General features: G+C 65.5%; 15 protein-coding genes and 1 pseudogene. 12 read left to right on the forward strand and 4 right to left on the reverse strand.

Translation table 11 applies throughout. The features are described from left to right. Positions 1 to 5 precede the first annotated feature (5 nt). Positions 6 to 935: pseudogene (trxB, locus tag ACWF82_RS31525) on the reverse strand (thioredoxin-disulfide reductase); the annotation flags it as partial. A gap of 186 nt (positions 936 to 1,121) precedes the next feature. Here trxB and ACWF82_RS31530 point away from each other — a divergent pair. Beyond that, on the forward strand, positions 1,122 to 1,799 hold the full coding sequence (locus ACWF82_RS31530) for an arsenate reductase/protein-tyrosine-phosphatase family protein (protein WP_452507126.1): 678 nt from the start codon (positions 1,122 to 1,124) through the stop codon (positions 1,797 to 1,799). A gap of 287 nt (positions 1,800 to 2,086) precedes the next feature. Here the strand turns inward: ACWF82_RS31530 and ACWF82_RS31535 are convergent, their stop codons facing one another. The 3 genes from ACWF82_RS31535 to ACWF82_RS31545 all read right to left on the reverse strand — a co-directional run bounded on the left by ACWF82_RS31535 (position 2,087) and on the right by ACWF82_RS31545 (position 5,394). Further along, positions 2,087 to 2,644, reverse strand: a complete 558-nt coding sequence (locus ACWF82_RS31535) for a DinB family protein (RefSeq protein WP_452507128.1) — start codon at positions 2,642 to 2,644, stop codon at positions 2,087 to 2,089. 187 nt (positions 2,645 to 2,831) lie between these two features. Next, positions 2,832 to 4,061, reverse strand: coding sequence for an MFS transporter (locus ACWF82_RS31540; RefSeq protein ID WP_452507130.1), 1,230 nt, complete (start codon positions 4,059 to 4,061; stop codon positions 2,832 to 2,834). A gap of 7 nt (positions 4,062 to 4,068) precedes the next feature. Next, positions 4,069 to 5,394: an FAD-dependent oxidoreductase gene (locus ACWF82_RS31545; protein WP_452507132.1), complete on the reverse strand. Its 1,326-nt coding sequence runs from the start codon at positions 5,392 to 5,394 to the stop codon at positions 4,069 to 4,071. Positions 5,395 to 5,495: 101 nt separating this feature from the next. Between ACWF82_RS31545 and ACWF82_RS31550 the strand changes: the two genes are divergently transcribed. The 11 genes from ACWF82_RS31550 to ACWF82_RS31600 all read left to right on the forward strand — a co-directional run bounded on the left by ACWF82_RS31550 (position 5,496) and on the right by ACWF82_RS31600 (position 13,310). Then, entirely contained in the window at positions 5,496 to 6,398 is a 903-nt protein-coding gene (locus tag ACWF82_RS31550) for a helix-turn-helix domain-containing GNAT family N-acetyltransferase (RefSeq protein ID WP_452507134.1), read from the forward strand. A 73-nt stretch (positions 6,399 to 6,471) separates the two neighbouring features. Further along, a complete protein-coding gene (locus ACWF82_RS31555) occupies positions 6,472 to 6,849 on the forward strand; it encodes an ArsR/SmtB family transcription factor (RefSeq protein WP_452507136.1) in 378 nt (125 codons plus the stop codon). Further along, positions 6,846 to 7,574 (forward strand): aquaporin, encoded by a 729-nt coding sequence (locus ACWF82_RS31560; protein WP_452507138.1) that lies wholly within the window; start codon positions 6,846 to 6,848, stop codon positions 7,572 to 7,574. The genes ACWF82_RS31555 and ACWF82_RS31560 overlap by 4 nt, the downstream gene beginning before the upstream one ends. Positions 7,575 to 7,597: 23 nt before the next feature. Then, positions 7,598 to 8,269 (forward strand): arsenate reductase ArsC, encoded by a 672-nt coding sequence (locus tag ACWF82_RS31565; RefSeq protein ID WP_452507140.1) that lies wholly within the window; start codon positions 7,598 to 7,600, stop codon positions 8,267 to 8,269. Between the two features lie 12 nt (positions 8,270 to 8,281). Then, the gene (locus ACWF82_RS31570) at positions 8,282 to 8,689 is read left to right on the forward strand and encodes an arsenate reductase ArsC (protein ID WP_452507142.1); all 408 of its coding nucleotides are present in this window, start codon (positions 8,282 to 8,284) and stop codon (positions 8,687 to 8,689) included. A 302-nt stretch (positions 8,690 to 8,991) separates the two neighbouring features. Continuing rightward, complete coding sequence (locus ACWF82_RS31575; protein ID WP_452507144.1) at positions 8,992 to 9,222, forward strand: colicin E3/pyocin S6 family cytotoxin; 231 nt, start codon at positions 8,992 to 8,994, stop codon at positions 9,220 to 9,222. Further along, a complete protein-coding gene (locus tag ACWF82_RS31580; RefSeq protein WP_452507146.1) occupies positions 9,215 to 9,580 on the forward strand; it encodes a hypothetical protein in 366 nt (121 codons plus the stop codon). The genes ACWF82_RS31575 and ACWF82_RS31580 overlap by 8 nt, the downstream gene beginning before the upstream one ends. A 15-nt stretch (positions 9,581 to 9,595) precedes the next feature. Further along, on the forward strand, positions 9,596 to 10,519 hold the full coding sequence (locus tag ACWF82_RS31585) for an ImmA/IrrE family metallo-endopeptidase (RefSeq protein ID WP_452507148.1): 924 nt from the start codon (positions 9,596 to 9,598) through the stop codon (positions 10,517 to 10,519). A gap of 602 nt (positions 10,520 to 11,121) precedes the next feature. After that, entirely contained in the window at positions 11,122 to 11,625 is a 504-nt protein-coding gene (locus ACWF82_RS31590) for a hypothetical protein (protein ID WP_452507149.1), read from the forward strand. Positions 11,626 to 11,804: 179 nt separating this feature from the next. Next, the gene (locus ACWF82_RS31595) at positions 11,805 to 12,647 is read left to right on the forward strand and encodes a tyrosine-type recombinase/integrase (RefSeq protein WP_452507151.1); all 843 of its coding nucleotides are present in this window, start codon (positions 11,805 to 11,807) and stop codon (positions 12,645 to 12,647) included. 60 nt (positions 12,648 to 12,707) lie between these two features. Continuing rightward, entirely contained in the window at positions 12,708 to 13,310 is a 603-nt protein-coding gene (locus ACWF82_RS31600) for a hypothetical protein (RefSeq protein ID WP_452507153.1), read from the forward strand. Positions 13,311 to 14,084: the final 774 nt, after the last annotated feature.

A 14,084-nucleotide genomic window follows, 5' to 3' on the forward strand; every position in this document is an offset into this window, starting at 1 on the left:
GCGGCTTGGTGGGCGAGCCAGTGTTCGGTGTCGATCGCTGCGGCGCAGCCGGATCCGGCGGCGGTGATGGCTTGGCGGTACCGGTGGTCGACGAGGTCTCCGGCGGCGAAGACGCCGGGCAGTGAGGTCGCGGTCGACGAGTGTGCGACGGTGACGTAGCCGTTGTCGTCGAGCTCGACCTGGTCTGCGACGAGGGTGCTGCGTGGTTGGTGGCCGATCGCGACGAACACTCCGGTGACGGGCAGTTCGCGGGTGTCGCCGGTGGTGGCGTCGGCGATGGTCAGGCTGGTGACGGCGGTGTCGCCGTTGACGCGTTCAACGGTGGTGTTGGTGAGGAAGGTGATTTTGTCGTTGTGGCGGGCCCGGTCGAGCATGATCCGGGAGGCGCGGAAGGTTTCGCTGCGGTGGATGACGGTGACGCTGCGGGCGAACTTGGTGAGGAAGATGGCTTCTTCCATCGCGGAGTCTCCGCCGCCGATGACGGCGATGTCGTGGTCGCGGAAGAAGAACCCGTCGCAGGTCGCGCAGGCGCTGACGCCGCGGCCGAGGAGTTCTTGTTCGCCAGGGATGCCGAGGTAGCTGGCCGCGGCGCCCATCGCGAGGATCACCGTCTGTGCCCGGTAGCGCACGCCTGCGGCGACGATGGTTTTGATCGGGGTGTTCAGGTGGAGTTCTTCGACGTCGTCGGTGCGCAGGTCGGCGCCGAAGCGTTGGGCTTGTTCGCGCATTTCGGTCATCAGCTCGGGGCCGGTGATGCCGGTGCGGAAGCCGGGGAAGTTCTCGACCTCGGTGGTGGTCATCAGCGCGCCGCCGAACTGGGTGCCTTCGAAGACCAGGGGTGAGAGTTCGGCGCGGGCGGTGTAGATGGCGGCGGTGTACCCGGCCGGACCGGATCCCACGATGACGACGTCGTGGACGTGGTCGTCGTCGACCACTGTCGGCACCAGCGGTTCCGCGGTGGTGATGGCAGTGGCCAGGGTGATCCCGAAGTCGGCGGGCATGGGTCAACGCTCCTGAAACGAGTCGATCGCGGTGGTCGCCGCGGGATGTCGGTGAAGGGTGCAGGCGGCTTGTGCAATCCGTCCTTGATTCCACCGTATTAGTCAGTGATGATTGAGTCAATGAACACTGAGTGGAATGATGATGTCTTGGTTCGCCGGGTCGCGGTCCACGCGGCGTTGGCCGATCCCGCGCGCTTGCGGATCGTCGACGTACTGTCGGTGGGTGACGCCTCCCCCACCGATCTGGCGACGATGCTGGGCATGCGGTCGAACCTTGTCGCCCACCATCTGCAAACCCTCACCGACGCCGGAGTCGTGACGCGGCGGCGGTCCGAGGGTGACCGTCGCCGCACCTACGTCCGACTGTTGCCCCACGCCCTGGCGCCACTGTCGTCGACGACGGTCATGGCCGCGCAGCGGGTGTTGTTCGTGTGCACCGCGAACTCGGCCCGCTCCCAACTGGCTGCCGCCCTGTGGTGTCGGGCCAGCGAGCTTCCGGCGACCTCGGCGGGCACCCATCCTGCCGAGCGGATCAATCCGGGCGCGGTCGGCGTCGCCCAACGGCGTGGGCTGGCGTTGGTGTCGGCGTCGCCGCAGCGTCTCGACGATGTTCTGCGCGAGGGTGATCTGGTGGTGTCGGTGTGCGACCGCGCGCACGAGGAACTCCCGGATGTTCCGATGCTGCATTGGTCGGTTCCCGATCCCGTCGGCGCTGATGACGGCGCCGCGTTCGATCTCGCGTTCGACGACCTGGCCACGCGCGTCGATGCCTTGGCCCGGCATGTCCACTGCGCCTGATCCCCGGTCGGTCCGCGGCCGACATAGGGCGATCCACCGTTGTCGTTGTCCCGCTGTCGAATAGGCGTAATTCGCTGTGGTTGCGCAGTGAGGCGGTCGAGGAGCCACGCCGAGTAGCGTCCGACGCCGCGTAGTGAGGCCGAGGACAGGCTGCGTTGCCATTCGAGCGGGCGAGAACAGGGTGAGGCTGTCGTAGTGGTGCGGCCAGGACCCGACGGGTTCGGGCCCGGATTCCACGAGCGCATGGGCGCACGGAAGCTGGTGAGGGCTGCCGCGCTGGTGCAGCGCTACCGGAGCCCAGGCGGCCGATCAGGGCGGCCGATCGTCAGCTGTTCGCGATGGAAGTCGAAATGCTTTGCTGGATAACGGTATACGTCCTCGAGTGTCATGTAGTCGCTGAAGAAGGGATCCCACCGGGTCGGGAAATGCATGCCACGGGCCAGGCTCGCCTCGGATTCGGACGCCAGGCTCGCGCGGAGCGATCCGATCACGCGGTCGAGCTTGCGGCCCATCCGGTGCCGGTCGTATACCCGCGCTGCCGCACACGAGCCTCGGTAGTTGATCCAATCGAACGGCCGCGTCCCCGCGTCGAGCGTTCGCGCGAACGCGCGGCTCACCCCCGCCGGGAACCGGCCCAGCAGCCGCACCAGCACCAGCAGCCGCTGCACAACCATGTAACCGAACACCATGTGGAACAACAACTGCTCATTGGTCCACCGCGTACCCTGCGAGCGGCGTTCGAAGTCGTCCGCATCCACAGAGTCCAACAGCTCGTGGAACTCCCGGCGGACACGCTCGAGCTCGGCATCGATCCCGGCCCGGTCGACAATGCGATCGTCGCTCATCTCACGCCGCCCTCCACATCACCTATCTCGATTGTCCTCGCGCGCTCGGCTACCCCACCACCTGGTGTCGCCGAGCCGAATCGGCCAGCAAGCGACCCACAGCGACCAGAAGCCGGTTGGGCCAGTTCGGCGTCGATGTCGACCTCGATCGCCTGCTCACCGCGTCGAAGCGGTCATCACGACGCCCCTACGAGTCGATGGGCTTGGGTGTGCGTGGGATGGTCGCGATGGCGATGACCGCCGCGACGGCCGCGATGACGGCGAGGACGAGATAGGTACGCGCCCAGGTGCCGGTCCAGCTCATCAGCGCCGTGCCGGCGAACGGTGCGGCCGCCATCACGACGACCACAGGTGCCGACATCAGGCCGTTGAGTCGACCGTAATGGGTTGCGCCCCAACGGTCGGTGATCGCGGTCGCTTGCACCAAGGTCATGATCCCGCGGATCAAACCCGCACCGATCGACACCGCGATCAGTGCGAACACCGTGGTGACCCAGCCCAGCAGAGCGGTCGCGATGGCGGTGGTGGCGAAGGCACCGACGATGCGTGCGGCGGGGGTGGTTCGGGTCATCAAGGGGATGTAGCCGAGGCGACCCAGCACTTGCCCCGCGCCGCCGAGGCCGAGGGTCAGCGCAGCCAACGAGGGCGAGAATCCGCGTTCGATGAGTAACGGAACGAGGTTGAACACCCCAGCGAACGCCGCGAACGCACCGAGACTCAGTGCGATCACCAGGGCCAGGAACGCGGGGCTGCGCGCGATGGCCTGATGGTCGTCGTCGTGCGGGGTGATCGGCGGCGGTGCGGGTGGCCACGGTCCTCGGAGGCCGAACAGATGTCCGGGCACCGTGATGACCGCCAGTACGAGGGTGAGAACGAGATAGGTTGCGCGCCAATCGGTGCGCTGGACCAGGACCGCGGTCAATGGCGCGAAGACGGTGCTGGCCAGCCCGGCGGCCAGCGTCAGGATCATCAGAGCTTTGACGTGGTCGGTGCCGTACCAGCGGGTCAGTGCCGCGAACGCGGGCGGGTACAGCACCGCGCCCATCGCGACCCCGGCGACGAGCCAACCCAGGAAGAACACCACCGGGTTCGGAGCGAGTGCCACCACGATCAGGGCAGGGATCGCAAGGACTGATCCCGCGGTCATGACGGTGCGTGGGCCGATGCGGTCGAGGATGCGCCCGACCGGGATACCGGTGAGGGCGGCGGCGAGCTGGCCCAGAGAGAACGCCGCGGTGAGCATCGGCAGCGACCAGCCGGTGTCGGCCGAGATCGACACCGACAGGACGGGGAACGCGTAGTAGAGGATGCCCCAGCTGGTGATCTCGGTGAGGCACAACGTGATCAGGACTCGCCGTCGCAGACCGGCACCGGGTGAAGCCGGTCCGGTCTGCGTGGCCGTCACGGTAGACGACATGGGCGGGTCAGCGCGCGGGAACCGTGAGCGTCAGCACCTCGGGCGCGGCGGGCGCGCAGCAGCCGCCGGAGCTCGCTCCGTTCGGGTCGTCGAAGACTCCGGCGCCGCCGCAGACACCGGTGTCGGGCAGGGTCAGCTCGACACGGGCGGCGGATTCGTGGTCACCGGCGAGTTCGGCGGCGATGGAACGGACCTGTTCGTAGCCGGTCATAGCCAGGAACGTCGGTGCGCGGCCGTAGCTCTTCATGCCGACCAGGTAGACGCCGGATTCGGGATGGGACAGTTCGGCGACACCGTGCGGATAGACGGTGCCACAGGAGTGCACGTTCGGATCGATCAGCGGCGCCAGCCCCACCGGGGCTTGCAGGACGGGGTCGAGTTCCAGGCGGATCTCCGACAGCCACGACAGGTCGGGGCGGAAACCGGTCAGCGCGACGACGTTGTCGATTCCGTCGAGGCGGCGCCCGTCGTCGGCAACGAGGGTCGTCCGGCTGTCGTCGCCGGTTTCGACTGCGGCGGTGCGGAATCCGGTGACCACGGTGAGCAGTCCGTCCTCGACGGCCTTCTTCGCGCGCAGTCCGAGTGCGCCACGGGCGGGCAGTTCGTCTGCTTCGCCGCCGCCGAAAGTGGCATCGGTCTGGCCGCGACGCAGGACCCAGGTCAGTCGGGTGCCGGGTTCGTTCGCCAGTTGCGACAGCGCCACGATCGCGGTCAGGGCCGAGTGCCCGCTTCCGGCGATCACGGTGTGCTTACCGCGATAGCGCGCCAGGTCGGCGTCGGATTCGAGGTCGGGCACACGGTAGTCGACGGCCTGGTGGCCGCGTTCGCCCAGTGCGGGAAGTCCTTCGCCGCCAAGGGGGTTCGGTGATGTCCAGGTGCCGGAGGCATCGATGACCGCGCGTGCCAGGAGACGGTCTTCGGATCCGTCGGCGCGGCGCAGGTGTACCGACAGTGGTTCGGTGTCGCGTCCGGAGTCCACGACGCGGTCGCGGCCGCGGCGGGCGACGCCGACGACTTCGGTGTCGTAGCGCACCGCGTCGCCGAGAGCGTCTGCGAGTGGCGTCAGATAGTCGCGGGCCCAGTCCTGGCCGGTGGGGTAATCCTCGTCGGCCGGGGCGGTCCAGTCGGTGCCGTCGAGGAGGCGGCGGCCCGCGGGGGCGATTAGTTCGGCCCATCGGGAGAACAGGCGGACGTGGTTCCACTGTGCGACGGCGGCGCCGGCCTGGGGACCGCGTTCGAACACGATCGGGTTCAGTCCGCGTTCGCGCAGTTCTGCTGCTGCGGCCAGCCCGATGGGGCCGGCTCCTACGACGACGACAGGCAGTTCGGTCATCACAGACTCCATTCATCGACACTCATCGATCTAACAACCCAGACTGTATCGACACACATCGATGAATGCAACCATCGATCAACGTCGATATAATCGGTGGCATGACGTCCCTGGACATGCCCACCGTCCGCGATTCCGCCGCGCGTCGCGTCGACGTGTTGCCTGTCGACGACGCGACCACCTACGCGGAATGGTTCGCCTGCCTGGCCGAACCGACCCGCGTTCGGCTGCTTCACCTGGTCGCGACCCGGCCCGCCGGGATCACGGTTGGCGAGTTGACCGAGTCGCTGGGCATCTCCCAGCCGACGGTGTCGCATCACGTCCGCAAGCTCGCCGATGTCGGGTTCGTCCGGGTGCACAAGAACGGCACGTCGACGGTGGTCACCGTCAATCCGGCCTGCTGCACCGGCCTCCCCCACGCCGCTGACGCGGTCATGGGTGTTCTCACCCCACGTCCGTGCTGCCCGACGGATCTACCCGCCGACGTGTCGGTACGCGCGATGACCGATGCCGACTGGGTGGCAGTGCGCCGCATCTACGGCGAGGGTATCGCCACCGGCAACGCCACCTTCGCCACCGAGGTACCCGATCGTGAACACCTCGATTCCACCTGGCTGCCAGACCACCGCTGGGTCGCCGAGATCGGCGGCGAAGTAGTCGGATGGGCAGCACTCGCGCCAGTATCGGGTCGCGACTGCTACGCCGGTGTGGCCGAGAACTCCGTCTATGTCGCCGAGACCGCGCGCGGGCGCGGCGTCGGGAAATCCCTGCTGCATCGACAGGTGATCGCCGCCGACGCCGATGGCCTGTGGACTCTGCAGACCTCGATCTTCCCGGAGAACCGGGCCAGCATCGCCCTGCACCACTCGGCGGGATTCCGCACGGTCGGCGTGCGGGAGCGCATCGCGATCCTCGACGAGGTGTGGCGCGATACCGTGCTCCTCGAACGTCGCGCCGCCTCGGACAGCGACTCTTCCGCCGCGTGCGAGCCATCGGCCTGCTGATATCTCCACCGAGACGGCGGTGTTCACCCATTGTTTGCTTGTCGACTGATTCGACAACCGTCAATATCGATGCGTGTCGAAACCGCCCTCGTCCTGTCAGCCGCAGGACCCTTCCTCGTGTGAGGTCACCCCGCTGACCCGGGAACCTCTGTCCGCCGAATCCGCCGCCGAACTAGCGACAACGTTCAAGGCGCTGTCGGATCCAGTGCGGCTGCGACTGCTCAGCCTGGTCGCCAGCCGCGGAACCGGCGAAGCCTGCGTGTGTGACCTGTCCGCCGGGTTCGAGTTGAGCCAGCCCACCATCTCCCACCACCTCAAGGTGCTGCGCGAAGCCGGGCTGTTGTCGAGCGAGCGGCGTGGATCGTGGGTCTACTACCGGATCGAACCGCGCGCGCTGGCTCCCCTGGCGCAGTTGCTCGATGTCACGGCCGTCGAGGCGGGTGCGCGGTGACCGATATTCAACGCCGGTTTCTGGCCGAGTTCGTCGGCACGGCCGCTCTGGTCACGGTCGTGGTCGGTTCGGGAATCGCCGCCCAGCAGCTCACCGACGATGTCGCCTTGCAGTTGCTTGCCAACTCCACCGCGACCGTCTTCGGCCTCGGCGTATTGATCCTGGTTTTCGGACCCGTGTCCGGCGCGCACTTCAATCCCGTTGTTTCCCTGGCGGATTGGTTGCTCGGACGACGTCGCGGCACCGGCCTGGACTTCATCGACGCCCTCGCCTACACGATCGCGCAGGTCAGTGGCGCGGTCTGCGGCGCCGTGCTGGCCAACGTCATGTTCGACCTCGGTGCCTGGCAGATCGCGACTCATGACCGGATCACCACCGGACACCTCGTCGGTGAAGTCGTTGCCACCGCCGGGCTGATCGCGGTGATCTTCGCCCTTGCCCGCAGCGGTCGCGCCGCGATGTCGGCCGCCGCCGTCGCGTCCTATATCGGCGCGGCGTACTGGTTTACCAGTTCCACCAGTTTCGCCAATCCCGCCGTCACCGTCGGCCGGATCTTCTCCGACACCTTCGCCGGTATCGCGCCGGGATCCGCACCGGGGTTCATCATCGCGCAGATCGTCGGTGCCGCACTGGGTTTGGCCCTGATCGTCGTGCTGTATCCGCGCTCGGTAGCCGAGGCTGCCGACAACGCGGTGATCCCCCATCCGTCCACCACCGATCACTGACCCACCCCTCACTGGGAGCACCTATGTCCGATAGCCCCGTCGCGCCCGCCGACCACCTGCGCTCGACCCTGACCATCGACCAGCGCCACGCGCTCACCACCGCGGCGACCCGGCTACACGAGGCTTTCGCCGAGACCTACGGACGCGAGACCATCGAACATTTCCTCACCACCAGCTACGACGAGTTCGCCTCCCGCGCCACCGTGGTCAACTATCTGCCGCTGCTGGCCGAGCGCTTCGCCCGCCAGCGCCTGCTCGCCCTGGCCAAGGTCGAGGGAAAACTCAACACCGACAAGCCGGTCGCGCTGTTCCTGTGTACCCACAACGCCGGGCGCTCCCAGATGGCGCTGGGCTGGTTCACCCACCTCGCCGGTGACCAGGCGATCGCCTGGTCGGGCGGATCGGAGCCGGGTACCCATATCAACCCGGTCGCGGTCGAAGCGATGAACGAGATCGGCATCGACATCACCGGCGAGTTCCCCAAGCCCTGGACCGAGGAGATCCTGCGCGCCGCCGACGTCATCGTCACGATGGGCTGCGGCGACGCGTGCCCCATCTACCCGGGCCGCCGCTACGAGAACTGGGAACTGACCGACCCCGACCACCAATCCCTCGAGGTCGTGCGCGGCATCCGCGACGAGATCGGCAACCGCGTCCGCGACCTACTCACCTCTCTCGACATCACCACCCACTGAAAGGACACCCCCGTGTCGACCAAGCCCAGCGTGCTGTTCGTCTGCGTCCACAACGCCGGACGATCCCAGATGGCACAAGGCTTCCTGACCCGCCTCGCCGGTGACGCCATCGAAGTGCGTTCCGCGGGAAGCGCTCCCGGCAATGCCCTCAACCCGGCTGCGGTCGAGGCGATGGCCGAAGTCGGCATCGACATCACCAGCCAGGCCCCCAAGATCCTCACCCCGGACGTGGTCGAGACCTCGACAGTGGTGATCACCATGGGCTGCGGCGATGCGTGCCCGTACTTCCCGGGCGTCGACTACCGCGACTGGAAGTTGGAGGATCCGGCGGGCAAGGGTGTCGAGGCCGTTCGTCCGATCCGTGACGAAATCCGCAAGCGGATCGAAGAACTCGTCACGGAGCTGGTCCCGGCAGCGTGAAAGCGGCCCGGCCTTCGATGCGACTCTGTCCTCATCGAAGGCCGGGCTTGCCACGGGTCGAGTCCTGCTCCGCGTCAAGAGGTGATGACGCCACAGGAACCCGGCCTGTGGTTTGGCTTTCATGATGACGGCTGGCAGATTGGTCGAGTGCCGAAGCGCAGCCTTTCCAAGTCCAGCGGCACGGGGGCGCCCTACCTCGAGCAGATCCGCGCTGGACTCGCCAACGATTTCGCAGGCAGAACCCGAGACCGCTGCCGAGATTTGACGGCCGGTTCTGCTCGTGAGCGCTGGAGGGCAGGCCTGTGAGTCCCGTCGCTAGACCGCGTCCCGATTGGCTCGATACCCAGGTCAAGCTGCAATGGAATGGCGAGCAGCGATGGCGTAGCGATACCGGCGACCGCCTCTACACCTACGATCGACTGCACGGCCACATCGAAGTCTTCGACAAACGTGGCCGACATGTTGGCGTGGCGGACATCCTTACGGGACAATTAGTAGGCAAGCCTGTCAAAGGAAGGAGGATCGATGTCTAGGACTGCAGTGGAAACCTTCGTGGACGCGGTCCTCGCTGGCCATGCCCTCGTCGAGGATATTGACGACTGGGTTGAACGCTGGCACGAATCAGACGACTCCGATGATGGAATTATGGCTGACCTGCACACCTTCCTTGGCATGTCCTGGGATGAGTATGCCCTGTGGGTCGGACGACCTGAGGCCTTGCGGCTGATCGTTGCGGCGCATCGCTACGACAAGCCAGTCACTGATCTCGTCTTGTCGGCGGATGCCTATGCATTGGCGGCTCGGGCAGAGTCCCCAGGCGACGCTGTGAAGGTTCTGAACTGGCTGGTTGACGCTGGCCGGATCACGGCTGAACAAGCCAAGAGCATCTAGGGCTGATGCGGCCCCGTGTCAATTTCTGCTGCCCAGAATGTCGCTGCGCTGCTAGTTGAGCGGTTCGATCTTGTTCCTCCGGTCCCGGTCGAGGAACTGTTGGCGCACTACGCTGACGTGCAGGCCTGCGATTGGCCAATCGACACAGTCGATGCGGTGATGGTGCGTGGTCCTGTCGGCAAGCCACAGGTGTTCTATCGCCCGAATGGCCACCGATTGCGTCTGCGGTTCACCCTCGCTCACGAGCTGGGCCACCTGAATCTTGCCTGGCACCTCGGATTCCAGACTTGTGACACGCACCAACCGAACACCAATCCGGCCCATGACGCAGCGGCGGGGCAAATCGAACAGGAGGCCGACCATTTCGCGTCGTGTCTCCTGGTGCCGGACCGTTGGTTGTCCGGGGTACTCAACCAACACGGCCACGACATGGCCCGAATACTTGAGTCCATCGCCAAGGCTGAGGTCAGCGCGATGGCATCGCTACTGGCTCTCCGTCGCGGGCTGCCAGCAGGCTGGATCTTCCGCATCAACAACCAGCCCCACATCCCGACACGGAGCACGCTCATGTCGAGCAACCTCGATGCTGCGGCGCGTGACAGCGGCATGGTCGAACTCCACGGGCAGACTGTTCGATGGTGGCGAATGTGTCGTCCGTACACGATCCCTGCCGAAGACACCGACCCGCGCAAGGCTCGCGATCTTCTCCGGTCTGCGATCTATGCGACCGAACCGGATCCCGACCGACACGCCAGGATCGAGATGTCGGTGAACGGAACTGTCGGCGGCGGGACGAAAGACGTCGTCGGCAAGCCTCCCGGCCATGTGTATGCATCCCTGATCTACCGATTTCAGACCTCATCGAACGCCATGCTCCTCGACCAGCCAGACTTCGAATTGTGGCTGCGTAGAAAGGCCTACGCGACATCCCGCAAGTAAGGTCCCCTGCCGTGGCCGCCACGCGGATGTCGCTTTCGAGACCACCCGCCCCAGCTACATGATCCAGCAGCTCGTATATGCTTGATCCGCACAGGCTTCGCGATATGTATTCGATCGTGCTCGATCACATATTGCTGGTGTTGTTCTCCTCGATCTGTATGCGAGTCCCCTCTTGCACACTCATCACCAGGCATTTGCGCGGATGTGATCACGCAGCAGTGCATCTCGTCACTCAGGCCACTTCGGTTTCAGCTGCGCGTGTGTGAGTGGATCTTATGACTGCTCGCGCACGAATCATGCTTCTCGTCGCTCAGCCAGGCCGTAGCCGCAGCTCCACTCGTGAGCAAAGCGCCTCCAGACCAGAGTGACAGCCAGCCTTGCGAGATCCGGGATCCTCCCCAGGCCCAGCCACATTCGAACTACCGCGATGCCGGTGAACCCCGCGGAGACTCCTCCCGCCCATGCAACACCCATGATGCCACGATCGACTGTCAAGAGCACTCACACACCGCGTCTTTTGAATCGGTCGGCACCGAATACCTCCGGACCCCATCTCCCCCGCATCGCGACACAGCAGCGGGCGCTCAAGATTCGGAGGAACCGTGATCTCCAAGCAGAACTCGACACCCAGACGCCGCTACCGTGACATCGTCCCGCCTGAGCTCATCACCCCACCTCTCATCCCGTTCGGTACACGACAACCCAAAGCACCCAACCGCAGCTTGCCAGCACCGCGCACCGCGCCTGTCGTGGCGCCGAGCCCGCGAACTCCGCTGACTTATCGCACGGCGCAACTCGGCCCGGCTGGCCGCATCCTCAACCGCGTCGTGGTCGACACGCTGTCCTGGAAACCAGGCACCTTCCTGGCGATCGACATTCACGGGTACCTACTGATAACCCGCCGTGACGAATCCGGCGAAACCCACGTGACGTCGAACTACTACTTCCGCATCCCTGACCGGCGACGCCGACAGGCCAACATCAATATCGGCGATCAAGTTCTGCTCGTCGCCGACAAACACACCGGGCAACTGAGAATCTATCCACCAACTACCTTGGACTGCATCTTCTCGCCCGCCGTCAGCAGTGCGGACACCACCCGATGATCACATCGGCTGCGGCAACGCACCCCGCGATCGACACCGCGCGCGCAGTCCTTGCCCATCTGGGCTTGACACCTCACGACCTACTCGAGCTCCCCAGCAACGCCCCGACTTTCGCGTGCGCGGTTCCCAAACTACGACCGACCCTGACCACCGGCACGCTGAACACTTACAACACACACTTGCTGAATCTCGAAACACTGTGGGCGGACCGGCCGCTCGATGAACCTACGACCGCCGAACTCACCTGCCTCGCCCAACTCGCTCAAACCCACAGCCGCTCCCAACGAGGCACCCGCAATGGGGCCAGCGCACGCGAGCATTTCGTCAGCGCCGCGCGCTGCCTCTACCGCTACGCCGAACTCAACAACTGGATCCATCCTCACAACAACCCCGCCCGCGCACTAACCATCCCGGCCCGCACGGTGCCGCACCGCCACGCCATCCCACCCGAATACCTTCAACAGATCTGCGATACCGCCGCCACCACTGGCAACGACCCCGCACTCGACTCGCTCCTGCTACGCCTGCATACCGAAACCGCATGCCGGCGCCAGGGCGCACTGAATCTGCGCCCGGATGACCTCGACCCCCAACACGGCCTTGTCCACCTCTGCGAGAAGGGCGGTCACGACCGATGGCAGCCTGTCTCCTCCACCCTCATGAATCACCTCATCCGCCACGGAACCCGGCGAGGTAGCACCCCCGGCACCCCGCTACTACGGTTTCGCAACCAACGACCCCTCACTACCCGCCGCTACGACTACCTCTGGTCCAGACTGGCCGCCTACATCCCCTGGGTCGCCGCGCAGCAAGTCACCACACACTGGCTCCGGCACACAACGCTCACCTGGGTCGAACGCCACTACGGCTACGCCACCGCCCGCGGCTACGCCGGCCACACCTCCCACCGACACGGCACCACCGCTACCTACGTCAAGGCCGACATCCACGAAATAGCTACCGCCCTGGCGACACTGACACAGGAAACCCACCCACTCGCCATCGCCGACTATCGCATCTAGACCGATCTGGCCCGGCACTCAGGTTCGCGGGCCGGGCCAGATCGCAACTAGGGTGAGATCGTGGACATCCACGACCAGTGTCCGGCACAACCACATCCCTGCGCGTGCTTCATCTTGCGCGATTGGCAGGAGTGTGATGTGTCGGTCCATACAACCGTGCTCGGTTGGGCCAGGCACCCTGATGTGCCCGAGCATGCAGGAATCGGTTTGATCGCAGGGACGATCGGCCGTTCTCTGTACGCACCGCCCGGTGACAACGATCGGGTATCACCGCATTTCTGGGTGCTCTTCGCGAAGGTCGTGCCGGTAGCTCTCATCTCGGCCGACATCCGGCCACAGTGGCACGATCCCGACGAGTTCGTCCCCGTCAGCCCGCCGGTTCCGATACACGGGCCCGTGATGAGCCACGCCACCCTGGTCGATCCCGGCCGATGGGGCCGGGGCTATTCGACCACAGCCAAAGTTCTCGCAGCACAACACCCTGTCGCACAGGGGGTGAGAACATGCCACGTCGAGATTCGCGCCGACAACGACCGAAGCATTAGAGCACTGAGCAAGATTCCTGCCGCAACACGAGTAGGTACATCGATCGAAGTAGGACACCAGTGGATCCACTTCGCCTGGCCACGACTGAGCGATTCGCAAGCGGTCGCTCCGACCTAGCGGACCCGCATCATCCGCATTCCCACAGTGCCGATTACCAGCGATCACAGCATCAGCGCCGGTGGCACGGCGGATACACCTCGGCTGGCGCGCCACGCCCTCTGGCTGGGTTCGGCGTGTCCCGTCCCGCTGCTGACTGGCATTCGGCCAGCAGCTCGCCCTTGACCTAGCCCGCCTGTCCGGCCTGCAGAAATATCCGAGCGCCGTGCCAGCGCACCCAGGCTCGTTTGACAGCCGATGCCCGGAATGGAGCAGGGTACTTGGTATTCGAGGATGATGCGCTCGTCTCGGTCGGTTGTCCGGCCGAGACGAGCCTTCCCCATTCACCCTGGCGCCGCCGCCACGTCGAGGGGGCCGATGCCAACCCTATGCCGCTCTGCATCCAACCATGGCGAGCCACGCTTCAACGACAATCGCATATGGACACCGGGCACCGACATCGCAGGATCCAGAACCTGCGCACGTCCCCTCCAGATCGCCCGCCCACCGCTCCGCAGCCAAGCGTTGCAAGTGCCTTTCGGGTGCCGCGCTCCGACAACAGGCAACGACAGGACCGACGAACGACGCGACCATCTCCAGCCATCCTGGACGGCTGATCAGCTTCAAAAATGAGGGGTTTCTGTGGTGGCGGGGCGAAAAACGTCAAATCCCCGAGGATGAGAAAACCCCCTCCGACCGAGCTTGGGTTCTAGGGATCGTCGCAACACCCCAGTTCAGGGGAGATTGCGATGGACTTCCAGATCCGGGCGGATCGGAAACCTCAGGGCCGTAAGA

The organism is Nocardia sp. NPDC055053 (genome assembly GCF_053608285.1).